Below are 24,574 nucleotides of genomic sequence, written 5' to 3' on the forward strand. Positions count from 1 at the left end.
GGCTCGACACCCGGATGTCGATCGCCGGGAGGGCGGCGAAAATCGCCTGACACACCGCGAGCGCGCCAAGCAGCCAGAGGAGCCAGTCGCGGGGCTTCAAGGTTCGAACGCCGCCGTCGCGCATGTGCCATCCCGTGCCGTGACATGCATTGGAGGGGGTGACGGGCGGCGGACGCCTCGGTTCCCGCCATCTGGAGCGGCGTCTTCGATCTCTTCGCGGAGCGCCGGAAGTGCGCGGGTGGCCCGCCGGGGCGGGAACCGCGAAGGCGCGCGATCGGAGTCGCGCCGGATAACCGCTCCAGCGAAGCCATGGCGGCCTCCTCGGTCGCAATCGCGATGAGCCGGGGGCGCCGGAGCGCCGCGAAAGCAGGTGAGCCCGGATCATTGCCCGGAAAACCCGCCTGGCGCCGGAGCGCCGCGAGCAGGTCATCCGGTCGTTCTCGATCAGCGGGATTCGCATGCATGCTATTCGGCGGCGTCGGGCAGCCGGGCGCGGCCGGTCTCCGGCGGGGGGAACATCAGCCGGACCGGGGTTCCGCCTTCCGGGCCATCGTCGATTTCCACCGCGCCGCCATGCAGCTGCATCGTGGCGGCGACGATCGCGAGGCCGAGCCCGACGCCGTCGGAGCCGCTCCGGTCCAGTTTCCGGAAGCGCCGGAGTACCGCGGCGCTCCGGTCGGCCGGAATGCCCGGGCCACGGTCGCGCACGCTGATCTCGGGGCCGGGTCCTGCGGTCACCGTCACCACCTCGCCGGCGGGGGAATGCGAGAGGGCGTTCTCGATGACGTTTCGCAGCGCCCGTCCGAGCGCCTCGGCATGGCCATGCACCGGGACCGCCGCCGCGTCCTCGAAGGCGATCCGGCGGTTCCGGTTGAGGGCGAGGGGTGTCAGCTCCGCGACGAGCGCGCGTGCGACCTCGCCGAGGTCGACCCGGGCCTCGGGACCGAATTCGAGCGCGGTCGCCTGGGACATGTCGAGCATCTGGTTGACGAGCCGCCGCATCTTCTCGGCGTCCACCTCGAGCCTCGCCTTCTCGGGACTGTCGGGCAGCCGCCCGATGCTCAGCATCATGACCGAGAGCGGGGTCCGCGACTCGTGGGCCGCGTCTCCGGCGAAGTCGCGCGGCGCCGTGACCGAGGTCTCGATCCGCGCGAGCATCCGGTTCACCGAGGCGACGAGGGCCTGGGCTTCGCGCGAGGTCCGCGCCTCGCGCTCGATCGTGTCGAAGACGGGGTTGCCGAGTTCCAGCGTGGCCCCGAGACAGGCGCCGGGCCGACGCAGAAACGCCCGGCAGCGCGCGACGGACTCGGGCATCGCGAGGGGCTTGACCACGTAATCGTCCGCCCCCGAGTCGAGATCCGCGACCCGGTCTCCGAGGCCGTCGCGCGCGGTCAGGACGAGGATCGGGGTCACACCCGCCAGGCCACGACGCAGCACAGCGCGATGCAGTTGGCCAAGCGATCGGCTGTGGCCAGGCGCAGATCCTCGATCCGGCAGCCGGTCTTCAGGGTCCTGAAGAAGGTCTCTATTTTCCAGCGCAGGGCATACCATTCGAGCTTGCGCACGGCCTCGGCGTGGGTCGTCACCGGCAGGTTCGTGATCAGCTTCCAGAGGACGGGGGCCCTGTCCTCCGGCGGGTCGAGTTCCTCGGCATGGATGATCTGGAGCTCCTGGTGCCGGTATTTCCGCTGCTTTCCTATCGGCGGGCGGACCGTCGTCGTCGCATGCCGGACGGACAGAACGGCACAATGCTCCTTGCCCTGCGCGTCCCGGAACCGCACCTCGTGGGTGCCGCTGGACTGCACCTGCGTCATGACCTTGGCGATGGTCGTGCCGCCATCCTCCGCCAGGCGGTCGACACAGCTCCGGACCAGGAAGCCGGTCCCAAGTTCCTCGGCCAGGCTGTAGAGCTCGTAGATGTCGCTCTCGCGGTCGCCGACATGCACGCAGCGCTCCGGCGCGCCTGCCAGCTCGGTGGATAGGCGCAGATTGTCGAGCCAGCGCATGCTCTCCTTTTGCTCAATGGGGACACGGATGGGATTGATCTTGCGCTTGAGCGCAGCGGTGCGAAGGTGAATTCCGTGGTGTCCTGAAGGATCAGGATGGGACCATCGGTGGCCTTCATGCGCAGGGCAGAGGCAGCGAAATGGTCACCCAGGGTCTTATCTTCGCTGACATTGCCGTTGGAAAAGAACCGGTAGGCCGCCTTGGTGTTCGACCAGTCCTGGAACGCCGGGGGCGGCGATTTTCCCGGCCGCTCCCCGAGAGCCTCGAGCATCGCCCCGAGTCTGCGGTTCAGCCGCTCACCGCCCAGATCGCACCCGGCAGTTTCCGTTGCCACCCAGCTTTGCGCCATGCTCGCACCTCACGCGTTCGGTGCACATGACGAATCATGATCCTATCATTGTTGCCAAGGCCAATCTGGAAGGTGATTCAATTCACCGCACCAACTTGTGGGTAACTGCAAGCCAAGCCGGATGCTTACCCATCAGGCGCTCGGCGGCAAAGCCGATCATTTCGCGCAACAGGTCCGCATCGGCGCTCTTTCCACCAGAGCGCGCAGGTCCATCATGGGTTTGGTCATCGGGGGCATGCCTCGGTTCAGGTTGGCTCAGCAACCCGACCCTACCGGGAAACCCGATGACCGCCGCGAGCTACACCATCAGATGGGGCACGATGGCCGCCTCCGCCAACGTCACCCCGCGCCCCACGGAACGCTCCAGCTTCCATCTGGTGATGAATGTGCCTCAAGCTTCCCAAACAAGCCGCGCGGTGTACCTCGAGTGGAGGACCGGCGGGTGATCTCGGGGATCATCCATGTCATCCGGGGCGGGCTGATGTGGCGGGACGCGCCCGCCGTCTACGGACCGCCGAAGACGCTCTACAATCGCTTTATCCGCTGGAGCAGGATCGGCGTCTTCGACAGGATCTCGACCCGCCTCAAGGTCCACCGCACCGCCGCCAGCCTGCTCAAAGGGAGCTGTACCCTGCCGTATTGGGCGCACCAAGGGTGCTCTGAACCCGAAGCTGCACGCGGTGTGCCACACCGCAAGCCCTTGATCCTGCGCCTCACCGAGGGTCAGGTCAGCGATTATCGTGGCGCGGCGACCGTGCTGCCCGACGCGGACGTTCTTACCGCTGACAAGGGCTATGTCAGCGACCGGTCCCGCGTAGGCTTGTCTGAACTCGCGATCGCCCCCTGCATCCCCGGCCGGGCGAACCGCAAGGCGCCCCTGCCTTACGAGGCCGACCTCTACAAGCAGCGCAATCGGATCGAGGGCATGTTCGGCATGCCACCGATTGGCACCGCATCGCCACCCGATACGACCGCTGCGCCCACCTCTTCATGAGCGCCATCTGCATCGCCGCGACCGTCTATGGATACGACAAGTGTCCACAGATCCTGATCGGATCCACCTCCGGGGTCAGCCCAGGTCGGCGTAGTCCGGCGTTTCCCGGCCGATGATCCGCCGGACGCTCGCGAGATGCAGCCGCGCGCTTTCGGCGTCCCCCGCGCGGATCTGCCGCGCCGTCTTCTCAGCCAGCTGTGGTGGCACAGGAACCAGCGGCCGGCCGGTCGAGAGCGCCTTGATCTGCGCCTCGGCGGCGCGCTCGAGATAGTAGAGGTCGTCCCAGGCCTCGGCGATCGTGGGCGCGATCACCATCACGCCGTGGTTCCGCATGAAAACCACGTCGGCGTCGCCGAGCGTGGCGGCGATGCGCGCGCCCTCCTCAGCGTCGAGCGCAAGGCCGTTGTAGTCGCGGTCATAGACTACGCGGCCGCGGAACTTCAGCGCGGTCTGCCCGGCGTAGACGAGTGGCTCGCCCTCGGTCATCGCCAGCGCCGTCGCCCAGGGCATGTGCGTGTGGAAGGCGGCCGCCGCGCGCGGCAGCAGCCGGTGCAGCTGGGCGTGGATGTGGAAGGCGGTCGCCTCGGGGGCGCCTTCGCCCTCGAGCACGTTGCCTTCGAAGTCGCAGATCACGAGATCCGCCGCGCGCACCTCCTCGAAGGCGAGGCCGTAGGGGTTGACGACGAAGAGATCGGGGTGAGCGGGCACGACGGCGGAGAAGTGGTTGCAGATCCCCTCCTGCAGCCCGAGCCGGGCGGCCATACGGAGGCAGGCGGCGAGGTCGCGCCGGGCCTCGCGGATCTCGGGGGTATCGAGCCCCGCGCGGGTCGCGCGCTGGACGTCGAGCTCATGCGCCATGGGTCTTCTCCATTTCCTTCTCGGGCTCCGGCTCCGGGTCGACCGCCGGCGACGGGCCGGGGCGGCGGAGCTTCACCGCGCCCAGGAGCCCCTGCGGCCGGACCAGCACCACGAAGAGCAGGAGCCCGCCCGCGATGTAAAGCCGGTAGTCCGAGATGCCGCGCGCGCTCTCGAAGATGCCGATGATCACGGCGGCGCCGAGGATGGTGCCGGGAACCGAGCCGAGCCCGCCGACGAGCACGATCGCGAAGACTAGGGTGCTTTCCCAGTTGGTGAACATGTCGGGCCCGACATAGCTCAGGAAATGCGCGACGATGGCGCCCGCGACGCCGCTGATTCCGGCGCCTAGGCCGAAGGCGAGCAGCTTGTAGCGGGCGACGTTGATCCCGACCGCGCGGGCCGCGATCTCGTCCTCGCGCACCGCGAGGAAGCAGCGGCCGATGTCGGAGGCGCTGATCCGGTTGGTGATCGCCACCACGACCGCGAGCAGCGCGAGCGAGAGCAGGAAATATTCCTGGTTGGTCCATAGCTGGTGCCCGAAGAGGCTGATCGGCGGGATGTTCGGCAGGCCGACGGCGCCGTTCGTCACGCTGTCCCAGTTGAGGAAGACGAGGCGGCAGATCTCGGCGAAGCCGATGGTGACGAGGAAGAGATAGTCGCCGCCGATCCGCGTCGCGGGATAGCCGATCAGCAGGCCGAAGGCCGCCGAGAGCGCGACGGCGCAGATGAGCGTGATCGGGAAGGGCAGGCCCAAGTGGATCGTGAGCAGCGCCGAGGTATAGGCGCCGATCCCGTAGAAGGCCGCCTGCCCGTAGGAGAGTTGGCCGCAAAAGCCGGTGATGATGTTCTGCCCGAGCGCCAGGATCGACCAGATCGCGATCATCGTGAACATGCGGAACAGGTACTGGTCGGTGATGACGAGCGGCGAGAGCGCGGCGAGGCCGAAGCCCAGGGTCCAGAGGACGCCCGGCGGGATGGAGCGCAGCGTGCCCACGAGCGAGCGGCCTTCGGTCGGTCCGGTGGTCATGTCGGTCATCCCCTCAGACCTTCACCTGGATCGGCCGGCCGAACAGGCCCTGCGGCCGCACGAGCAGGACGAGGATCAGGAGCCCCATCGCGATCCCGTCGCGATAGCCGGTGTCGAAATAGGCCGCCGCCAGCGCCTCGGCGACGCCGAGCACCAGGCCGCCGACGAAGGCGCCCTTGATGTTGCCGATGCCGCCGATCACCGCCGCGACGAAGGCCTTCATCATCACGGTGAAGCCCATCATCAGGTAGACGGTGTTGTAGTTGATCGCGAAGAGGATGCCGCCCGCGACGCCGAGGAGGCCCCCGAGCACGTAGACCATCGCGATGGTGCGGTTGACCGGGATCCCCATGTAGCCCGCCGCGTCGATGTCCTGCTGCACCGCGCGCATCGCCTTGCCGATCATCGTCTTGCGCACGAAGAGGTCGGTCGCGAGCATGAGCGCGAGCGCCACGCCGAAGACCGCGACCTGGGTCGAGGTGACGCCGATACCGAAGACCTCGGCCCGCGCGACCGGGATGTCGAGCGGGAAGGGCTCGGTCGTGGTGCCCCAGATGAGCTGGGCGGTGTTGCGGATGATGAGCGCCACGGCGATCGCGCTCACCGTCGGCACCATGCGGTGCGCGGTCCGGGTCGGGCGGAAGGCGATGCGCTCGATGAAGAAGCCCATCGCGCCGCCGAGCAGAATCCCGAGCGGGATCGCCGCGATCGCCGGGACGCCGACGAGCATCAGCGCCATGGCGACATAGGTGCCGAACATCAGCGTGTCGCCATGGGCGAAATTGTGCATCTGCAGGACGCCGAAGACCATGCTGTAGCCGACGGCGATGAGCGCGTAGATGCTGCCGGCCGAGAGGCCGTTCAGGATCTGCGCGAAGAAATACTCCAGTCCGGTCATCGCCCCCTCACGCCCGCGGCAGGAATTGTCCGGCGCCCGGCCACGCCGCGAGCCCCGCGTGCGAGAAGACCTCCGTGCCGCGCAGGAAGGTGGCCCGGATCCGGCCGGTGCAGCGCGTGCCGTCGAAGGGCGACCATTTCGCCTGGCCCTCGAAGGCGGCCGCGTCGATCACGGTCTCGCCCTTCGGGTCGAGCAGGATCAGGTCGGCGTCGAAGCCGGGGGCGATCGCGCCCTTGCGGCCGTAGAGGCCGAAGATCCGCGCCGGGCCGGTCGCGATCATCCGGCCGATCAGCGCAGGATCGAGCCCCCGGTCGAGCGCCGCGCCGATGAAGATCGGCGTCGTGGTCTCGATCCCCGTCAGCCCCATCGCCGCCTCCCAGATCGACGCGGTCTCCTTGAGCGCGATCGGATAGGGGCAGTGGTCGGAGGTGAGCGCGTCGATTGTCCCGGTCGCGACCTCGGCCCAGAGATCCTCGACCGTGGCGCGCGGCCGGATCGGCGGGCCGCAGCGGGCGATGCCGCCGATCCGCTCGAGGTCGTCCTCGTCGAGCACGAGATACTGTGGGCAGGTCTCGACCGTGACGATCCGGCCGGCGGATCGCGCGGCGTCGATGATGCGCGCGCCGTTGCCAGTCGAGAGATGCACGATGTGGAGCCGCGCGCCGTGATGGCCGGCGAGATGGATCGCACGCGCCACCGCCTCGGTCTCGGCGATCTCGGGCTGGGCGGCGCCATGGGCGCGGCCGCCGTCGGCGCCGGCCGCGCGCAGGCGCGCCATGCTGCCCTGGATGATGTCGTGGTTCTCGGCGTGGAGCCCGAGCAGGGAGCCGACGGCGGCGATCTCGCGCAGGGCCTCGCTCAGCGCGTCGTCGTCGAGGCCGGGCAGGCCGCGCGCGTCGCCGGCCGCGCGGTCGGCGCGGCCCGAGCAGCTGAACGCCTTCATCGCCACCGCGCCCGCCTCGTGCATCGGCGCGATCTGGTCGAGGTTGGCACCGGTGAGCCCGCCCCAGAGCGCGAAATCGACGCAGGCGTGCGCGGCCATCGTCTCGCGCTTCGCAAGGAACCGCTCCAGCGTGGTCGCGGGCGGGTTCATGTGCGGCATCTCGATCACCGTCGTGACGCCGGCCTTGGCCGCGCCGGCGGTGCCAGCCTCGATCTCGGGCAGGATGTCGTCGTGGCCGGCGGTGAAATGCGTATGCGCGTCGATGGCGCCCGGGAGCAGCATCAGGCCCTCGGCGTCGATGACGCGGGTCGCGGAGGGGACGGCGGCGGCGCCGTCGACGAGGGCCGCGATCCGGCCGTCGCTTACTCCGACGTGAAGGCGCGCCGCTCGATCCTCGAGAACAACGGTGGCGCCGGCGATGACGAGATCCATGTCAGCCTGTCCGTTTCAGAAGTCGTAGTTGGTTTCGGGGTCGGCGAGGAAGTCGAGCCAGGTGCCGATCCCCGCCGCAGCCGCGCGGGTCGCGACCAGCCGGCCGAGGATCATGTCCTCGATCGGCATGCCCTCGTTCATCGAGAAGATGAATTCGTCCGCGCGTTCGCGCCCCGGCTTGGCGCCCGCCGCGATCTCGTGGAGTTCCGCGTGGAGTTTCGGCAGGCCGTTCGGGAAATGCCCGCCCTCGGCGACCCAGGTCAGCATGTCCCAGCGGTCGGTGACGAACTTGTCCGCCGAGAGATAGGCCTCCGGCTCCCAGACGGTGCCGACGTCGATCGGCATGACCAGCGCGCCCGGGGCGATCCAGTCGCGACGGAGGCAGGGATCGGGCAGCATCGCGAACTTGGTCGCCGAGACGACTACGCCCGCGTCGCGCACCGCCGCCTCGGCGCTCGGGGCGATAGTGATCGCCCGGCCGGTGCGCCGCTCCATCTGGTCGCGGAACCGCGCCGCGGCCTCGGGGCGGATGTCGTAGGTCGCGATCGTTTCTGGGCTCAGCACTTCGAGCAGGCCGAGCAATTGCGTCCGCATCTGGACGCCGCAGCCGATCAGCGCGAGCTTTTCCACCTTCTCCGGCGCGAGATGCTTCGCCGTCACCGCCGAGGCGGCGCCGGTGCGCATCGCGGTGATCCAGGTGCCGTCGATCACCGCGACCGGTAAACCGGTCTCGGGATCGTTGAGAAGCACGAGCGCGGTGAGATTGGGCAGGCCCTTCGCGACATTGGCCGGAACCTCGGCGTTCCACTTGATGCCGAGCCCGCCGCCGTCGCGGAGATAGGCGGCGTTGCCGTTCAGCCGCCCGCCGTCCTTCCAAGGCAGGCTCGCCTTGCCCGGCATCAGCGCCGTCCCGGCGTGCTGGACGGCGAGGCAGTCCTCGACCGCCGCGATCACGTCGCCCATGCCGACGCCGAGTGCGACGAGATCGGCGCGGGAGAGATAGAGCAGCCGGCCGGGCGGAAGCGCCGCGGCGCGCGCGGTCTCGCGGAAGGCCAGCGTCACGCGCCTGCTCCGGCGGCGACGTCGGTCGCGACCAGCGCCTCGTAGGGGACCGGGGTCTCGAACCAGCCGGTCTCCATCAGGAGCGTCCGGAAGCGCTCGAAATCAGCGCGGGAGATCACCGGCGCGGTGGCCCAGAGGCCGAGATCCTTGTAGGCGCCGATCCCGTGGATGAGTGCCGCGCGCGGATAGCCGGGGTAATAGGCGCCGACCTGATCGGCGATCGCCTCGGGGTCGGTCGCGGCGACCCAGTCGAGGGCGCGGCCGATCGCGGCGGCGAAGGCGGCGAAATCCGCGCGGCGCGCGTCGAGCGTCTCGGCGCGGGTGATATAGGCGCTCCAGGGCACGTCGCCGGTGAACCGGGCGAGGTCGGAGAGCGCGTGAAGCTCGCCCGCCGCCAGCGCCGGGGCGAGGGCGTGCATCGAGTGGTAGATGACATCCGCCCCGCCGCCCGGGCCGCGGCCGGCGATGAAATCGGTGATCGCCTCGGGGTCCTCGTGCGCGAGCTCGATCACCTCGACCGCGTCGCTCAGCCCGGCTTGGCTAAGCGCGTGGCGCAGGCTGAGCGTCGAGGTGGTGATCGAGGCCGCGTCGAACACGGTCCGGCCCGCGAGGCTTTCGAGCGTGAAACCCGGTTCGGCGGCGCGGCCGGTGAGATACCAGGGGTTCTTCGCTACCAGCGCGCCGAAGTTCACGAGATGGGCGGAGCCCTCGGCGAACATCCGCATCGTGACCATCGGGCCGCCGACGGTGAGGTCGGCCGCGCCGCTCAGCACGGCGGGAATCTGGCCGCTCTTGGCGAGATGGTCGCCGTGCTCGGCCCAGACGAATTCCACTTCGAGCCCTTCGTCGGCGAAGAAGCCTCGGTCCTGGGCGACGAAGTGCGGCAGGAAATAGATCCGCCCCTCGGTCGGGTCACCCTGGTTCATCCTGAGCTTTCGCATCGGCGCCTCTCGTCGGAATCCTGGCGCGCGGTGCGCCTTGAGTTCGCATAATGTATACTTTCATACTTGTGTCAACGTCTGCTGGCCTGTAACGTGCGGCTCGACGATCCGGCGATTAACATGTTGAAATATATTCATTATATTTCCATGATCTCACTCGCTCCGCCTGCTTTCGACTCGCGCCGTAGCCAAGAGTTTTTGGTCGAGGCGTCCGCAACCCGCGAATTGAGGGATTCGAAACTATGACCCGACCCGACCCGAAATCCCTCGCCGAGGCGCTCGATACGGCGCGCGACGCCTATCGCGCGCGCAACCCGCGCAGCGCGGAACTGCACGCGGCGGCGCGGGCGACGATGCCGGGCGGCAATACCCGGACCGCGCTCCACTTCGCGCCCTTCCCGCTCTACGCGGCGCGGAGCGCGGGCGCGCGGATCACCGACGTCGACGGGCACGACTATCTCGACGCGCTCGGCGAATACACCGCCGGCCTCTACGGCCACAGCCATCCGGTGGTGGTCGAGGCGGTGCGGGAGACGCTGGCCGCGGGGGTCTCGAACGGCGCCCCGGGGCCCGCCGATGTTGCGCTGGCGCGGCTGATCGCGGAGAGGTTCCCAGCGGTCGAGCAGCTGCGCTTCTGCAATTCGGGCACCGAGGCCAATCTCTACGCGCTGACGCTGGCGCGGATCGCCACCGGGCGCGGCGCGGTGATGGCCTTCGAGGGCGCCTATCACGGCGGGGTGCTGAACTTCGGCGGCGGCGCGGCGATGCGGGCGGCGATGGACTGGCGGGTGGAGCGGTTCAACGATCCCGCCATCGGCGACAGGATCCGCGCGGCGGGCGACCGCCTCGCGGCGGTGATCGTCGAGCCGATCATGACCAACGCCGGCTGCATCCCGGCCGAGCCCGCCTTCCTAGCCGCGCTGCGCGAGGCCTGCGACGCGACGGGCGCGCTGCTGATCTTCGACGAGATCGTGACCTCGCGGCATGGGCCGGCCGGGGCGCAGGGGCTCTACGGGCTGCGTCCGGACCTGACGACGCTCGGCAAGTATCTCGGCGGCGGCTTCAGCTTCGGCGCCTTCGGCGGGCCGGCGGAGCTGATGGCGCGGTTCGATCCGTTCCGGCCGGACGGGCTGCCGCACGCCGGCACCTTCAACAACAACGTCTTCTCGATGCGGGTCGGCGCGGCGGCGCTGGAGCGGGCGTTTCCGCCCGAGCGGGCGGAGGCTCTCTTCGCGGACGGCGAGCGATTGCGGTGCGAGTTGAACGCGATCTGCGCGGGGCTCGATCTTCGGGTCCGGTTCACGGGGCGCGGCTCGATCATGGCGGTTCACTTCACAGCCGATCCGATCCTCCGCCCGGACGATCTCCCCGCGCAGACCGAGGAGCGAGCGCTCCTTCATCTCGATCTGATCGAAGCCGGGCTCTACAGCGCGCCGCGTGGGCAGTTCGCGCTGTCGCTCGCCATGGAGGCGGCGGATATGGCTGAGATTTCCACGACGATCTCCGCCGCGCTCGAGCGCCGCCGCGCGCTCTACCCTCAGGACGCGGGGCTCGGCGCCCGGGCCTGAGCCTGGCGCGCGAGATAGACGCGCAGAATGTGATCCTCGATCAGCTCGTCGAGCACGCCGAGCTTGCCGACCTCGATCGCCTCGAGCAGGATCTCGTGATCGCGGATGTTGCTTTCGTTGTCGTAGTAGGCGTCCCGCTCCTGGGCGAGAAATACGAGAATGCCGCGCGCGAGCATTTCCCAGACGGTCATCAGGGTGGCGCTTTCCGAGAGCCGCACGATGGACTGGTGGAATTCGAGATCCGCCTGACAGGCGGCGACGCGGTTCTCGGTGGTGGCCGGGACGCGCATCTGTTCCAGCGCGCGCCGGAGAGGGCGGAGGTTGGCCGGGTCCCTGCGGACAGCGGGGATCGCACGCCGCAGCGCGAGACGCTCGACCGTCAGGCGGATCCGCAGCATCTCGGTGGTCTCGTCCGAGCCGTGGTGCCGCACGAAGTTGCCGCGGTTCGGCTCGGTCCGGACCACCCCCTGCGCCTGCAGGAGCCGGAGCGCCTCGCGCACTGGGACACGGCTGACGCCGAGCGTCTTGCAGAGTTCGTTCTCGTAGAGCCGGTCGCCGGCGCTGATCTCGCCCTTGGCGATCAGGATCACGATATGGTCGGCGACCTGGTCGGGCAGACTGCGATGGCGAAATTCCTCGTTGTCGTAAGACAAAATGTCACCTTTGACTTCAGAGTCTTGTTACGTGGTCAGAACTGAACGCGCCGACTCGGTCCACGCCCATCCAGAAACAGATCGTGTAGAAGTCATCCAAGAATTTCGACAGAAAATCACCAACCGCGTCCTCTCCCTCGGCGATCGCCATGTATACGATCGGCCGGACCATGGTCACAAGATCGGCGCCGAGGCAGGCTGCGACCACCGCGTCGGCGGCGTTCCGGACCCCGCCGTCGAGCACCACCGCGCCGCGCGTCCCGACCGCCGCCGCGACGGTTGGGAGCCGGGCGACCGCCGGAGCCCAGCGGTAGAGGTTACGGACACCGAGGTTCGAGATCGCGACCCCGGCGCAGCCGGCGTCGAGCGCGCGGGCCGCGTCGGCGGGATCGAGCACGCCCTTCAGATGCACCGGCAGGCCGAGCGCCGCGGCTTCGGCGACGAAGGCGGCGAGGTCGGCCCAGCTCCAGGCGGGGGAGGCGTGGACGGTGTGATCGCCGCCTTCGGCCGCGATCGGACGGAGCCCGCGCTCGCGGGTCGCGGCCTGGATGTCGAGGCCGCCGGGGAAGAGCCCGGGGCGGGGATGCGCGGGGGCGAGCGCGGTCAGCACAATGCCGCGCGCGCCGGAGTCCGCCGCGTGGCCCGCGAGCGCCAGCGCGCGGTCTAGCGGCCCCGCGCCCCGCAGCTGCAGCGCCACGCAGCCGTTGACCGCGGTGATCTCGGGCAGCGGGGTCAGGCATTCCTCCGAGATGACGATCGGTAGCCGCAGGCGCCCGGCGGCGCGGGCGATCGGCACCACGCCCATGGGATCGAGGATCCGGTCGGCGGCGAAGGCGCCGACCAGCAGCGGCGCCGCGACCCGGTGGCCGAGCCAGTCGACGCCGATATCGGTGTCGGCGATCCCGGTCAGGAGCCGGGGCACCAGCCGGTAGGCGTCGAAGGCGGCCTCGTTCGGGTCGCTGGCGCCGGGGTCCATGTCGCGCGGGCGGCCCTCGAGATAGCGTTCGAGCTCCGGGCCGATCCGGTCGCGGACCGCCGCCCGCAGCGAGGACGGGATCTCGCCCATGTCAGAGCTTCCCCAGATAGGCGTTCTTCATCTCCGGGTCGTTCAGCAGGTTCGCCGCCGTGTCCGCCATCACGATCTTGCCGGTCTGGATCACATAGCCCCGGTGCGCGATCGAGAGCGCGGCGTTGGCGTTCTGCTCCACGACGAAGATGGTGACGCCCATCTGGTTGAGCTGCTTGATGATCTCGAAGACGCGCTGCACGAGAAGCGGCGAGAGGCCCATCGAGGGCTCGTCCATACAGATGAGCTTCGGGTCGGACATGAGCGCCCGGCCGATCGCGAGCATCTGCTGCTCGCCGCCCGACATCGTGCCGGCGAGCTGGCCGACGCGTTCCTTGAGCCGGGGGAAGAGGGTGAAGACCTTGTCGTAGCTCGCCGAGAGGTCGCCGCCCCGGGTATAGGCGCCGAGCTCGAGGTTCTCCATCACGGTCATTTCGGGAAAGACCCGCCGCGCCTCGGGCACCGGCGCGATGCCGGCCTTCACCCGCGCGCCGGTCTCCCAGCCGTCGATCCGCTCGCCCCGGAAGCTGATCGAGCCGCCCCGGAGCTTCGTGATGCCGAGGATCGACTTCATCGTGGTCGACTTGCCCGAGGCATTGCCGCCGAGCAGGCAGACGATCTCGCCCTCGTAGAGCTCGTAGTCGACCGAGCGCAGCACGTGGTGCGGCCCGTACCAGACGTCGATCTTCTCGACCTTAAGCAGCGGTTGCTGGGTGTCCAAGATAGGCCTCGATGACATGTGTGTCGTTGCGTACGGTTTCGGCGTCGCCCTCGGCGATCTTCTTGCCCTGGTCGAGCACCACCACGAAATCGGAGACCCGGTTCACCACGTCGAGCTTGTGCTCGATGATCGCCATGGTGAGGCCGGAGGCGCGGATCTCCTGGATGTTCTCGACGAGTTCGGCCGTCTCGTAGGGGTTCATGCCCGCCGTCGGCTCGTCGAGGAGCAGGAGCTTCGGATTGACCGCGAGCGCGCGGGCGATCTCGACCCGGCGCCGGTTCGCGTAGGACAGGGTGAAGACTGGATGATCGAGCCGGGGGAAGAGCCGGTGCCGGAAGAGCGAGAGATGCGCGAGCGCGGCCTCGCGCGCGGCTTCCTCGCGGCGGCGCAGGCCCTTGCGGCCGATGACCGTCTCCAGGAGGCCGGCGCGCACCGAGGTGTGCATCCCGATCATCACGTTCTCGATCACCGTGAGGTTGTTGAAGAGCCGGATGTTCTGGAAGGTGCGCGCGATCCCGGCCTGGGCGATCCGGTGCCCGGGCAGGCCGGTCAGGTCGACCCCCTCGAGCCGGATCGCGCCGGAATCCGGCGCGTAGATCCCGGTCAGCAGGTTGAAGAAGGTCGACTTCCCCGAGCCGTTCGGGCCGATGATCGTGACGACCTCGCCCCGCTCCAGCCGCAGGTCGACGCCTCCGACGGCCTGCACGCCGCCGAAGGCCTTGCCGAGACTCGAGACCTCGAGCAAGGGCGCCGCGTCGGAATGCGCGCGCTTGGTCACGCGGCCCGCCGGTGGGCGATGACCTCGATCTCGACCAGCAGCGTCGGATCGGCGAGGACGATCCCCACGGTCGAGCGCGCCGGCTTCGGATCGGCGAAGTAGGTCTTGTAGACGCCGTTCATCGCGGTGAAGTTCGCGACGTCGGTGATGAAGCACAGGCTCTTAACGACGTGGTCCGGAGTCAGACCCTCGGCGGCGAGCAGCGCCTTGATGTTCTCCATCGTCTGCCGGGTCTGCTCCTCGATCCCGCCCTCGACGATCTTGCCCGTGGCCGGATCGATCCCGACCTGGCCCGAGAGATAGACGAAATCCTCGATCACCACGGCGGGCGAGAGTGGGGCGGGACCCATCGGCTTTTCGCCGTCGGCGACACCGGGATAATTGAGCGCTTTCTTGGCCATCACAGTCTCCATTCTCCTGCCCCGGGGGCCCGTGCCCCCGGGCGATCGACGGCCGGTCCCATGGCCGGCCGTCCCGCGTCTCATTTGACGTAAGGGACGAACTCGCCGTTCTTGACGGCGAAGATCACCATCTCCTTGCCCTTCACGTCGCCGTTCTCGTCGAACTGGAGATGGCCCGAGACGCCCTCCATGTTCATCGTGCGCATCACCTCGGACATCGTCTCCTTGGTGGCGCCCGCCTCGATCGCCGCCTTGTAAAGATAGGTCACGTCGTAGTTGTGCGCTTCCTGCTCGGTCGGCGGATGGCCGAAGAGGCGCATGGTCTTCTCGCGGAACTCCGCCGTCTTCGGCGCGTCCGAGAGCGAGTTGAACGAGGCGAAGATCAGCAGCCCCTCGACCGCGTCGGCGCCGGCGAGGTCGATGAACGGCCCCTGGCGCAGCCCGTCGAATCCGGCTTTCAGCACCGACCCGTCGGTGGTCAGGCCGAGGCGATAGGCCTGGTTGAAGATGGCCCCGCCCTCGCCATACTGGCCGACGAGGAAGAGCGCGTCGGGCGAGGCGGCCATGATCTTGGTGAGCTGCGCCGCGAAGTCGCGGTCGACGGCCGGCTGGTAGGTCTCGGCGGCGACGATCTCGGCGCCGAGCGCGTGCGCGGTCTCGGTCGCGGATTCGAGCGCGCCTTTGCCGTAGTCGCTGTTCTCATAGATGATCGCGATCTTCTTGCGGCCCTCGACCTCGACGAGCTGCTGGATCACCACCGGCGCCTGGCCCTGGTCGTTGATGATGACGCGGAAGATGTTGTCGAAGCCCATGTGGGTCACCTTCCAGGCGGAAGAGTTCCCCGAGACCTCGGTCAGCCCGGCGCGCTTGTAGATCGGGAGCGCGGCCATGGTGGCGGAGGAGTTGATATGACCGATCACGCCGATTACCTCGGAATCCGAGGCGATTCGCTGCGCGACGGCGGCGGCGCCCTCGGGCTTGCCCTCGTCGTCGTAGAAGTCGACGACCAGCGTCTTGCCGCCGACGCCGCCCGACGCGTTGATCTCCTCGACGGCGAGCTCGATGCCCGCCTTCATGCGCTGGCCCGTCTCGGCCGAGGGACCGGTCATCGGGCCCGCGGCCGCGAGCTTCACGGTTTCCTGGGCCATGGCCCGGCCAGGCAGGACCGCCGCCATGGCGAGCGCGGTGGCGGTCATCGCTCCATAGAGAAGCCGCCGACGCTTGGTATCGATCATTCTCGTGCACCCTTTTTCACTGCGCGGCCGTCGCCCATCGCGCGGCCGGATCTGGACGATTGCCGGAGGCCTCCCTTTCCGTCCGGTGCAACCTTGAATATCTTCATAATGTATACTTTGATACGGAGGTCAACCACGGAAGCGCGCGGGATTTCTCGCGGGCAGAGACGTTAAAGCCATGAAATACATGCATATCCACCTCGCATACGATCCAGATGGCCCCGCGGACCTTTGTCCGGTCGAGGCGCGAATCCGGAAAGAAATCGAATCCTTGGCCTCGGACGAGGCCCGGATCGCCTTCACGGCGGCGCCCGAGGCGGCGGGGATTCCGCCCGAAACGGAGGTGCTCTACGCGGCGGGCGGGATCACCGCCGCCGGCGCGCGCGCGGCCGCGCCCGGCCTCGCCTGGATGCAGATTACCTCCGCCGGGGTCGAGAAGCACATGAAGGGCTTCCCCGAGGGGCTCGCGCTCACCAACGCCTCCGGGGTGCACGCGGCCAAGGGCGGCGAATACGCGCTCGCCGCCGCCCTGATGCTGACCTACCAGGTTCCGAAATTCGTCGATGACCGCGCCGCCCGCCGCTGGGAGCCGGTCTTCGGCCCGACGCTCGGCGCGAAGACGGTGACGCTGCTCGGCACCGGCGCGATCGGGGCCGGCGCGGCGCGGGCGCTCCGGCCCACCGGCTGCCGGCTGATCGGCGTCAACCGGAGCGGCGAGACCGAGGCGCCGGTCGATCACTGCCTCCGGACCGACGCGCTCGACACGGTGCTCTCGGAAACCGACATCCTGATCTCCACCCTGCCGCTCACGCCGCTGACCGAGGGGCTGGTCGACCGGCGCCGGATCGATCTCCTGCCGGAGGGGGCGGGCGTCGTCGTGCTCGGGCGGGCGCGGGTGCTCGACTACGCGGCGATCTTCGACCGGCTCGACGCGGGCACGCTCGGCGGCGCGGTGCTCGAGGTCTTCCCCGTGGAACCGGCGCCGGAGCATGACCGGATGTGGACCACGCCCCGCGTCATCGCCTCGCCGCATTGCAACGTCGACGACCACGCCACCTATATCGCCTCCTGCGACGCGATCTTCCTCGACAACCTCCGGCGCTATCTCGCGGGCGAGTCGCTCGCGAACCGCGTCGATCCCACCCTCGGATATTGAAGGCCGCTCCATGAACGTCGAAATCACCGCCCCGGCCGCGCATGCCGCCACTCTGCCGCCCGCGCGGATCCGCCGGATCGTCGCGGCCCCGCTCGCCGGCGCCAGCCCGAAGGGCGGCTGGTCAGAGGAGATCCAGCCGCAGGATTCGGTCCATACCCTGATCGCGGTCCATACCGACGCCGGCGTCATCGGCCATGGCAGCGTCTTCACCGACGGCCGGCTGGTCGCGGCGGGGCTCGAGGTGCTGGAGCCTCTGTTCCTCGGGGAGAACGCGCTCGAGCCCGAGCGCGTCGCCGAGAAGCTGCACCAGAACACCTTCTGGATGGGGCGGGGCGGCACGCTCACCCATGTGATCAGCGGCATCGACATCGCGCTCTGGGACATCCTCGGCAAGATGACCGGCCTTTCAGTCGGCCAGCTGCTCGGCGGCCGCTATCGCTCGAAGGTGCAGCCCTATTGCTCGCTGCTGATGGACGAGCCCGCGGTCATGGCCGAGGAGCTCGCCACCTTCCGCGAGCGCGGGGGGTTCCGCGCCTTCAAGATCGGCTGGGGCCCATTCGGCCGGCGCGACAGCTATGCCTCGGACGAGGCGATCATCCGCGCCGCGCGCGAGGCGATCGGACCGGAGTCAAAGCTCTTCGTCGACGCGGGCGGGTCGGACGCACATTGGAACGCCAATCTCAAATGGGCGACGCGCACCGCCGAGATGCTCGCGGATTACGACGTGGCCTGGTTCGAGGAGGCGCTCCGGCCCGACGCGATCGAGGATTTCATCGCCCTGCGCCACGCGAGCCCGGTGCCGATCGCGGGCGGCGAGGTGCTGACCCGGCGACAGACCTTCCTGCCCTGGCTCGCGCGCGGCGCGCTCGACATCGTGCAGCCCGACGTGACCAAGGTCGGCGGCATTTCCGAGCAGCGGCGGATCGCCTGGATGGCGGATGAATTCGGCGTGACCTATGTCGGCCACGGCTGGAACACCGCGCTCGGGGTCGCGGCGGATCTGCAGATGGCGGCGGCGTTTCCGAAGGTCGACTACGTCGAGTTCATCGGCGGCAGCGCCTATGTCGACGGGATCCTGACCGAACCGTTCCGGCTCGACGCCGACGGCTATCTCGAGATCCCCGACCGGCCCGGCCTCGGCGTCGAGCTCGACCTCGACCGGCTCGCCGCCTACGCGCCGAACGCGCGCGAACTCGGGACCGGGTGAGTCAGGCGAGGTCCGGCCCTCGGCCTCGCCGTAGCTGACGACGTGGCCGAGGGGGCGGATGAGCTCGAAGCTGCGGTCGAGGATCGTCGCACCGGTCGAATCGTAGATCTTGTCGAGCGGCCGGCCCGCCAGCTCCGCGACCACCGGCACGAAGTTGGTCTCGCCCCGGTTCACTACCGCCGTGAGCCCGGCCGCGAGCGCCGCGGCTTCCTTCCCGGCGGTGCCCACGGTTCCGAGGACCGTCGCCCCGGCCGCGACGGCGAGCTGGATAAGCTGCGGCCCGACGCCGCCACCGACCGCGTTGACGAGGACCACCTCGCCCGGGCGGATCGTCGAGACGGTATGGAGCATGTGCCAGGCGGTGAGCGCCTGGACCGGGAAGGCGGCGGCGGTGTCGAGCGGCATCGGGTCGGGCACCGGGACGATGCGCTCCACGGGACGAGGCAGAAATTCGCGAAGGCGCCGGCGTCCTTGAGGAAGGCCGCGCCGCGCGCGCCGGGAGCGGGTCCCGCGGCGCCGGGGCCGAGCGCCGCGACCCGGCCCGAGAGTTCGAGCCCGCCGACGAGCGGATAGCCCTTCGGGTGCGGATAGGTGCCGCGCCAGGTCATCGTGTCGGCTAAGTTGCAGCGGCGTGGGCGACCTCGACCAGCACCTCGCCCGGGCCGGGCACGGGGATCGGATGCACTACCACCTCGACCGTGCCCGGCCCGCCGGGTCCGGGCGCGCCGATCAGGACGGCGCGCATCGCGCTCATCGCGCGGCCCGCCAGGCGGCGGTGGCGGCGGCGTCGACCGCGTCCCCACTGATCGCCACGCCATAGACCACGAGCGCGGTCTCCGCCGAGAGATAGCCGTCGCGCACGTCCTCGAGCACCGCCTCCGGGTCGCGTGCGCGCGGGTCGCCGTAGCCGCCGCCGTTCGGGCCGAGCGCCACGATCCGGTCGCCGGCGCGGGCCGTGTGATAGGCGACCTTGGAGGGCAGGGGCTCGGTCGCGCCGTCGGCCCGCGCGAGCGTGAGCTCGCCCGGCCGGCCCGGCTCGCCCGCGCCATAGGGCCAGGGGCGCTGGCCGTGGCCGTCGCCCTCGACCGAGAAGGCGCCGTCGGTCAGCATGGTGAACTCGCGGACCGAGCCGATGCCGCCGCGCCATTCCCCCGCCGCCGGCGCGTCGGAGCGGAGCTCGTAGCGCTCGACCCGGATCGGCAGATGGGTCTCGATATCCTCGACCGGGTTGTTGCGGGTGTTGGCGTAGAGCGTGTCGACCGCGTCCATCCCGTTCATCCCGTGCCGGCCGCCATAGGCGCCTTCGAGGATCTCCATATGGACCCAGTGCGCGCCGCGGCGCAGCCCCGAGAAGGAGACGACGCGCAGGTTGCCGACCCCGGCCGAGACCTTCTCCGGCACGACCTGCGACAGGGCGCGCATCATCGTATCGGCCATCGCATTGCCCGGGGTGAAGCGCGCGATGGTGGGCGCGGGGAAGATCGGATTGGCGATGCAGCCCTTGGGCGCCACGATATGGATCGGGCGCGTCAGCCCGGCATTCTGCGGCACCTCGCCGAATTCGGCGCTGTCGAGCAGGATCGAGCGCAAGGTGAGCCAGATCGCGCAGTCGGTGGTGCCCTCGAAGGGCATGTTGATCGGGCGGTCGGGCACCTGGTCCGCCGTGCCGATGAGGTCGATGGTGATCTCGTCGCCCGCGACGGTGACGGCGACCTTGATCGGCAGGTCTCGCCGCGAAGGGTCGGGGTCGTCGGAATAGCCGTCGTAGATCCCCTCGGCCGTATAGGTCCCGTCCGGCAGGGCGGCGATCGCGGCGCGCATCAGCCGCTCTGAATAGTCCATGAGATCGGCCGCCGCCGCGCGAATCGCGGCGATGCCGTAGCGGTCCGCGAGTTCGAGGAAGCGCGCGGCGCCGATCTCGGCCGCCTTGATCTGCGCCTCCATGTCGCCGACGACGAGCGCCGAGGCGCGGATGTTGTCGCGCAGGATCTGCCAGATGGCGCGGTTGGTCCGGCCTTCGTCGACCACCTTGATCGCCTTGAACTGCAGCCCCTCGGCATAGGCGTCCACCGCCTCGACGATCCCAGCGCTGCCCGGGGTGGCGGCGCCGACGTCGAGGTGGTGGGCGGTGGTGACCGAGAAGGCGACGAGCGCGCCGTCGAGGAAGATCGGGATCACGAAGGCGATGTCAGGCCCGTGCGAGGCTCCGCCGTAGGGGTCGTTGTGCAGGATCACGTCGCCCGGTCGGATCTCCTCGCCCCGCGCCGCCATGGCGCGTCGCACGCCCCGGATATAGCCCGGGATCGGTCCCGATTGCAGCGGGGTCGACATCTTGCACTCGCAGAGCTGGTTGCCCTCGGCGTCGGTGAGCGCGGCGCCGAAATCCTCGGATTCGCGGATGATGCTCGAATAGCTCATGCGCATCAGCTTGTGGCCCATCTCGATCGCGATGTTCTCGAGCGCGCCCTGGATGACGGCGGCGGTGATCGGGTCGATGCTGGCGGTCATTCCGCGCCTCCGAGCGTGATGAGGATGCTGCCGGCGGGCTCGACCGCGGCGGTGGCGCCGGGCGGGATGACGGTGGTCGAGTCGCTCTGGAGCACGATCGCGGGGCCTTCGAAGATCTCGCCGACCGGCAGCGCGCGACGATCGTAGAAGGCGGTCTCGAACGAGCGGAGCGCGCCTTCGACGCGGAAGACGCAGGGCGCCGTCCGGACCTTCGCCGCGACGAGCGTTCCGCCGGTGACGGGGCGGAGCGCGGTCAGCTTGTCGATCGCGCCGATCCCCGTCACCTTGATGTTGACGAGCTCGATCGGGCTCTCGCGGAAGGCGTGGCCGTATTCGGCGGCGTGGCGGGCGTGGAACGCCTCCCAGACCGCCGCGATCACCGTCGCGTCGAGCGGTCCCGCGGGCAGCGGCACGCGGAGCTCATAGCCCTGGCCGACATAGCGCAGGTCCCCCGCGCGTTCGAACCGGGTCGCGGCGGCCGCGATCCGGTCGGCTTCGAAGCGCGCGGCGAGATCCGCCTCCATCGCGTCGAGATCGGCGTTGAGCCGGTCGAGGTCGATGGTGGTCGAGACCTGGAACTGCGTTCGGGTCGCGTCGTACTTGACGTCGGTGGTGAGGAGGCCCATCGCGGAGGTGATGCCGGGATAGGGCGGCACGATCACCTCGCGGATGCCGAGCATCGCCGCGACCTCGGCGCCGTGTAGAGGCCCCGCGCCGCCGAAGGCGACGAGCGCGAAGCCGCGCGGGTCGATGCCCTTCTGCACCGTGCGCGAGCGGATGGCGTTCGCCATATTGGCGTTGATCACGGTCAGGACGCCCTCGGCGGCCTCTTCGAGCGGCAGGCCGAGGCCTTCGGCGAGGCCGGCGACGGCGGCGCGGGCGGCCCCGGCGTCGAGCTTCATTCCGCCGCCGAGGAAATCCTGCGCGTCGAGCCGGCCGAGCACGAGGTTCGCGTCGGTCACGGTCGGCTCGGTGCCGCCCCGGCCATAGGCGGCGGGGCCCGGCACCGCGCCGGCCGAGCGCGGCCCGACCCGGAAGGCGCCGCCCCGGTCGAGATGCGCGATCGAGCCGCCGCCAGCGCCGATCGTATGGATGTCGATCATCGGCGAGAGCAGCGGGAAGCCCGCGATCGAGGACGAACGCGCGTCGGTCTCGGCGAAGACGCCGTCGACGACGATGCCGATATCGGCCGAGGTGCCGCCGATGTCGAAGGTCATGAGATGGCCGCGCCCGGCTAGCTCGCCGATCCAGGCGCCGCCGAGAACCCCGGCCGCGAGGCCGGAGAGCAGCGTCAGGGTCGGCTTCTCGGAGACCATCCCGGCGGTCGCGGCGCCTCCGTTGGAGGCCATGATCCTGAGTTCGCCCGCGACCCCCGCCGCGCGGAGCGCGGTTTCGAGCCGGGCGATGTATTCGCGCACCTTCGGTCCGATGAAGGCGGCGAGCGCGGCGGTGGTGAACCGCTCGAACTCGCGGAACTGCGGTGCCACGAAGGCCGAGGTGGTGACGAAGGCCTCCGGCATCACCTCGGCGACGATCGCGCGGGCGCGCTCCTCATGCGCCGGGTTGAGATAGGAGAAGAGGAAGCAGATCGCGACCGAGCCGATCCCCTCGGCCCTGAGCTCCTCGGCCGCCGCGCGGACCGCCGCCTCGTCGAGCGGGACGATCTCGGCGCCGGTCGGGGGGCGAGGCGCCCCCGCACGGTCTTGCGGTGGCGGCGCTTCACCAGCGGCCGGTCCTGCCAGGGCAGCTCCTGGCGGATCGAATAGTGCTGGACGCGCTGGTGCCGCGCGATGTGGATCACGTCGCGGAAGCCGTCGTTGGTGATCATCCCCGCCGGGACGCCCTTGTGCTCCAGCACCGCGTTGGTCGCCGTCGTCGTGCCGTGGAAGACATAGTCGATCTCGGCGGGCGCGATCCCGCTCGCCGCGCAGAGTTCGAGCACCCCCTGGAGCACGCCGCGCGAGGGATCCTCGGGCGTGGTCGAGACCTTGTGGATCTCGAGCTTGCCGGTCGCGAGGTCGCAGTAGGCGAGGTCGGTGAAGGTGCCGCCCACGTCGACGCCGATGGTCTTCATGCTCTTCCCTTACTTCAGCGCGTAATCGCTGAAAGCGCCGACATATTCTTTCGGGAGCGGCCGGGCGTAGCCGTGCCGCTTCGAGGTGCCGAGCCCGAGCCCTACCAGCGCCTCGACCAGTTTCACGCCCGCGGAAACCCCGTCGATGGCCGGGGCGCCGATCTCGGCGGTGACCTTCTTCATCAGGTCCGACATGCCACCGCAGCCGAGCAGCACGCAATCGGCGTGGTCCTCTTCGATCGCGGCGCGGCAGGCCGCGATCACCAGCGCCTGGGCGTCCGAGCCCTCTTCCTCGAGGTCGAGCACCGGGATGTCGGTCATCCGGATCGAGCGGCAGCGGCCGTGCATGCCGTAGGCGTGGACGAGATGCTCCATCGAGGCGCGACCGCGCTCCAGCATCGAGACGATCGAGAAGCCGGTGCCGATCAGGCTCGCCGCGTGCATCGCGGATTCCGCGATGCCAACGACTGGGCCCGAGGCGATCTCGCGCGCCGCGGCGAGGCCGGGATCGCCGAAACAGGCGATCACATAGCCGTCGCAGCCCTCGGCCTCGCCCTTGCGTACCTCGTCGATCACGCCTACGGCGGCGAACGCCTCGTCGTAGAAGCCCTCGATCGAGGCCGGCCCCATCGTGGGCGAGACCGCGACGATTTCGGTCTCCGGCGCCGCGACCGCGCGGGCGGCGGCGCCGATCTTCTCGGTCATGGTCCAGGTAGTGTTCGGGTTGATCACCTTGATCTTCATGCGACGGTCAACGGCTCGGCTTCGACCTCGGAGATCAGCCCGTAGTGCCGCGGCTGGCGGTGGCGCTTGAAGTTGAAGATCTCGTCGCGGATGTGGCGGCAGGCGTCGAGGTCGCAGGCCGCCGTGATCACCTCGTCGCCGAGCGTCGAGGACAACGCCACGATCTCGCCCGTGGGCGCGCAGATGCAGGAATGACCGAGCAGCATCGAGCCTTCCTCCATCCCGGCCTTGGCCGCCGCGGCGCCCCAGACGCCGTTCTGGTAGGAGCCCGCCTGCATCGAGAGCAGGTGGTGGTAGGAAGTGAGGTGGTCGTGCTGCGGCACGGGCGGGTTGTGCGTCGGCGTGTTGAAGCCGCCGCAGATGATCTCGGCGCCCTTCAGCCCCATCACACGCCAGGTCTCGGGCCAGCGGCGGTCGTTGCAGATGAACATGCCGACCTTGGCGCTGTCCATCTCGTAGACCGGGAAGCCGAGGTTGCCGGGCTCGAAATAGCGCTTCTCGAGATGCTGCCACGGCCGGTAGGCCTCGTATTCCGCGTGGCCGGGCAGGTGCACCTTACGGTACTTGCCGACGATCCGGCCCTTGGTGTCGACCAGGATCGAGGTGTTGAAATGCCGGACCGGGCCGTCCTCGGTGGTGAGTTCGGCATAGCCGAGGTTGAAGCCGACGCCGAGTTCCGCCGCCGCCTCGAACAGCGGCAGGGTCGCGGCGTTCGGCATCTCGGTCTCGAACCAGGCGTCGACCTCGGCCTGGTCCTCGAAGAACCAGCGCGGGAAGAAGGTGGTGAGCGCGGTCTCGGGGAAGACCACGAAGGTCGCGCCGCGCCCGGCCGCCTCCCTGAGCATCGCGAGAAGCCGCCTCACCACCTGCTCCCGGGTCTCCGCGCGGGCGATCGGCCCGAGCTGCGCGACCGCGAGAGTGAGCTTTCTGGTCATGATCCGTTTCCTTCGGT

The 24,574-nt window shown here is 69.5% G+C and carries 22 protein-coding genes and 5 pseudogenes; 4 read left to right on the forward strand and 23 right to left on the reverse strand.

The window, feature by feature from the left end; all coding sequences use genetic code 11:
• Positions 1-465: 465 nt before the first annotated feature.
• The 3 genes and pseudogenes from FJM51_RS24830 to FJM51_RS25350 form a co-directional block, all read right to left on the reverse strand.
• Positions 466-1,437, reverse strand: coding sequence for a hybrid sensor histidine kinase/response regulator (locus FJM51_RS24830; protein WP_210240343.1), 972 nt, complete (start codon positions 1,435-1,437; stop codon positions 466-468).
• Positions 1,410-2,006, reverse strand: a complete 597-nt coding sequence (locus FJM51_RS18580; RefSeq protein WP_140455635.1) for an IS4 family transposase — start codon at positions 2,004-2,006, stop codon at positions 1,410-1,412. The genes FJM51_RS24830 and FJM51_RS18580 overlap by 28 nt, the downstream gene beginning before the upstream one ends.
• 227 nt (positions 2,007-2,233) lie before the next feature.
• Positions 2,234-2,356: pseudogene (locus FJM51_RS25350) on the reverse strand (IS4/Tn5 family transposase DNA-binding protein); the annotation flags it as partial.
• A 397-nt stretch (positions 2,357-2,753) separates the two neighbouring features.
• On the opposite strand from FJM51_RS25350, the pseudogene FJM51_RS18590 reads away from it, so the two are divergent.
• Positions 2,754-3,376: pseudogene (locus tag FJM51_RS18590) on the forward strand (IS5 family transposase); the annotation flags it as partial.
• Positions 3,377-3,425: 49 nt separating this feature from the next.
• Here FJM51_RS18590 and FJM51_RS18595 read toward each other — a convergent pair.
• From FJM51_RS18595 to FJM51_RS18620, 6 genes are read right to left on the reverse strand one after another with little or no spacing between them, the layout of a single operon-like run.
• A complete protein-coding gene (locus tag FJM51_RS18595) occupies positions 3,426-4,208 on the reverse strand; it encodes an aldolase (RefSeq protein ID WP_140455637.1) in 783 nt (260 codons plus the stop codon).
• On the reverse strand, positions 4,198-5,235 hold the full coding sequence (locus tag FJM51_RS18600) for a branched-chain amino acid ABC transporter permease (protein WP_181164630.1): 1,038 nt from the start codon (positions 5,233-5,235) through the stop codon (positions 4,198-4,200). Before FJM51_RS18600 ends, FJM51_RS18595 begins: the two co-directional genes overlap by 11 nt.
• A 13-nt stretch (positions 5,236-5,248) precedes the next feature.
• Entirely contained in the window at positions 5,249-6,133 is an 885-nt protein-coding gene (locus FJM51_RS18605) for a branched-chain amino acid ABC transporter permease (RefSeq protein WP_140455639.1), read from the reverse strand.
• Between the two features lie 7 nt (positions 6,134-6,140).
• Positions 6,141-7,508: an allantoinase AllB gene (allB, locus tag FJM51_RS18610; protein ID WP_140455640.1), complete on the reverse strand. Its 1,368-nt coding sequence runs from the start codon at positions 7,506-7,508 to the stop codon at positions 6,141-6,143.
• A gap of 15 nt (positions 7,509-7,523) precedes the next feature.
• Positions 7,524-8,570 carry an ornithine cyclodeaminase family protein gene (locus tag FJM51_RS18615; protein ID WP_140455641.1) on the reverse strand — a complete coding sequence of 349 codons (1,047 nt, stop codon included), beginning with the start codon at positions 8,568-8,570 and terminating at the stop codon, positions 7,524-7,526.
• Entirely contained in the window at positions 8,567-9,511 is a 945-nt protein-coding gene (locus FJM51_RS18620) for an ABC transporter substrate-binding protein (RefSeq protein WP_140455642.1), read from the reverse strand. The genes FJM51_RS18615 and FJM51_RS18620 overlap by 4 nt, the downstream gene beginning before the upstream one ends.
• A 242-nt stretch (positions 9,512-9,753) precedes the next feature.
• Between FJM51_RS18620 and FJM51_RS18625 the strand changes: the two genes are divergently transcribed.
• Positions 9,754-11,079 (forward strand): aspartate aminotransferase family protein, encoded by a 1,326-nt coding sequence (locus FJM51_RS18625; RefSeq protein WP_140455643.1) that lies wholly within the window; start codon positions 9,754-9,756, stop codon positions 11,077-11,079.
• On the opposite strand, the gene FJM51_RS18630 is transcribed toward FJM51_RS18625, so the two are convergent.
• The 6 genes from FJM51_RS18630 to FJM51_RS18655 form a co-directional block, all read right to left on the reverse strand.
• A complete protein-coding gene (locus FJM51_RS18630) occupies positions 11,049-11,732 on the reverse strand; it encodes a GntR family transcriptional regulator (protein WP_140455644.1) in 684 nt (227 codons plus the stop codon). The genes FJM51_RS18625 and FJM51_RS18630 overlap by 31 nt on opposite strands.
• 16 nt (positions 11,733-11,748) lie before the next feature.
• Complete coding sequence (locus FJM51_RS18635; RefSeq protein WP_140455645.1) at positions 11,749-12,798, reverse strand: alpha-hydroxy acid oxidase; 1,050 nt, start codon at positions 12,796-12,798, stop codon at positions 11,749-11,751.
• 1 nt (position 12,799) lies between these two features.
• A complete protein-coding gene (locus FJM51_RS18640; protein WP_210240344.1) occupies positions 12,800-13,519 on the reverse strand; it encodes an ABC transporter ATP-binding protein in 720 nt (239 codons plus the stop codon).
• The gene (locus tag FJM51_RS18645) at positions 13,494-14,297 is read right to left on the reverse strand and encodes an ABC transporter ATP-binding protein (protein ID WP_140455647.1); all 804 of its coding nucleotides are present in this window, start codon (positions 14,295-14,297) and stop codon (positions 13,494-13,496) included. The genes FJM51_RS18640 and FJM51_RS18645 overlap by 26 nt, the downstream gene beginning before the upstream one ends.
• On the reverse strand, positions 14,294-14,698 hold the full coding sequence (locus FJM51_RS18650; protein ID WP_210240345.1) for a RidA family protein: 405 nt from the start codon (positions 14,696-14,698) through the stop codon (positions 14,294-14,296). Before FJM51_RS18650 ends, FJM51_RS18645 begins: the two co-directional genes overlap by 4 nt.
• 80 nt (positions 14,699-14,778) lie before the next feature.
• Positions 14,779-15,933 carry an ABC transporter substrate-binding protein gene (locus FJM51_RS18655; protein WP_140455648.1) on the reverse strand — a complete coding sequence of 385 codons (1,155 nt, stop codon included), beginning with the start codon at positions 15,931-15,933 and terminating at the stop codon, positions 14,779-14,781.
• A 271-nt stretch (positions 15,934-16,204) separates the two neighbouring features.
• On the opposite strand from FJM51_RS18655, the gene FJM51_RS18660 reads away from it, so the two are divergent.
• Together FJM51_RS18660 and FJM51_RS18665 are read left to right on the forward strand one after the other, a co-directional pair.
• Positions 16,205-17,089, forward strand: coding sequence for an NAD(P)-dependent oxidoreductase (locus FJM51_RS18660; protein WP_140455649.1), 885 nt, complete (start codon positions 16,205-16,207; stop codon positions 17,087-17,089).
• A 10-nt stretch (positions 17,090-17,099) separates the two neighbouring features.
• On the forward strand, positions 17,100-18,296 hold the full coding sequence (locus FJM51_RS18665; protein ID WP_140455650.1) for a mandelate racemase/muconate lactonizing enzyme family protein: 1,197 nt from the start codon (positions 17,100-17,102) through the stop codon (positions 18,294-18,296).
• 24 nt (positions 18,297-18,320) lie between these two features.
• On the opposite strand, the pseudogene FJM51_RS25355 reads toward FJM51_RS18665, so the two are convergent.
• The 8 genes and pseudogenes from FJM51_RS25355 to FJM51_RS18690 form a co-directional block, all read right to left on the reverse strand.
• A pseudogene (locus FJM51_RS25355) lies at positions 18,321-18,701 on the reverse strand (zinc-binding dehydrogenase); the annotation flags it as partial.
• A 211-nt stretch (positions 18,702-18,912) separates the two neighbouring features.
• Positions 18,913-19,050 (reverse strand): hypothetical protein, encoded by a 138-nt coding sequence (locus FJM51_RS23865; RefSeq protein WP_181164631.1) that lies wholly within the window; start codon positions 19,048-19,050, stop codon positions 18,913-18,915.
• Complete coding sequence (locus FJM51_RS18675) at positions 19,047-20,804, reverse strand: hydantoinase B/oxoprolinase family protein (protein ID WP_140455651.1); 1,758 nt, start codon at positions 20,802-20,804, stop codon at positions 19,047-19,049. Before FJM51_RS18675 ends, FJM51_RS23865 begins: the two co-directional genes overlap by 4 nt.
• Positions 20,801-22,324 (reverse strand): hydantoinase/oxoprolinase family protein, encoded by a 1,524-nt coding sequence (locus FJM51_RS18680; protein ID WP_233713183.1) that lies wholly within the window; start codon positions 22,322-22,324, stop codon positions 20,801-20,803. The genes FJM51_RS18675 and FJM51_RS18680 overlap by 4 nt, the downstream gene beginning before the upstream one ends.
• 60 nt (positions 22,325-22,384) lie before the next feature.
• Positions 22,385-22,546 (reverse strand): annotated as a pseudogene (locus tag FJM51_RS24750) (hypothetical protein); the annotation flags it as partial.
• A pseudogene (locus FJM51_RS24515) lies at positions 22,546-22,878 on the reverse strand (hydantoinase/oxoprolinase N-terminal domain-containing protein); the annotation flags it as partial. The pseudogenes FJM51_RS24515 and FJM51_RS24750, both read right to left, overlap by 1 nt.
• A gap of 9 nt (positions 22,879-22,887) precedes the next feature.
• The gene (locus FJM51_RS24520; protein WP_140455652.1) at positions 22,888-23,622 is read right to left on the reverse strand and encodes an aspartate/glutamate racemase family protein; all 735 of its coding nucleotides are present in this window, start codon (positions 23,620-23,622) and stop codon (positions 22,888-22,890) included.
• On the reverse strand, positions 23,619-24,557 hold the full coding sequence (locus FJM51_RS18690; RefSeq protein WP_140455653.1) for an N-carbamoyl-D-amino-acid hydrolase: 939 nt from the start codon (positions 24,555-24,557) through the stop codon (positions 23,619-23,621). The genes FJM51_RS24520 and FJM51_RS18690 overlap by 4 nt, the downstream gene beginning before the upstream one ends.
• Positions 24,558-24,574 lie beyond the last annotated feature (17 nt).

Origin of the sequence: Amaricoccus solimangrovi, from assembly GCF_006385685.1 — a bacterium.
Classification (GTDB): Bacteria; Pseudomonadota; Alphaproteobacteria; order Rhodobacterales; family Rhodobacteraceae; genus Amaricoccus; species Amaricoccus solimangrovi.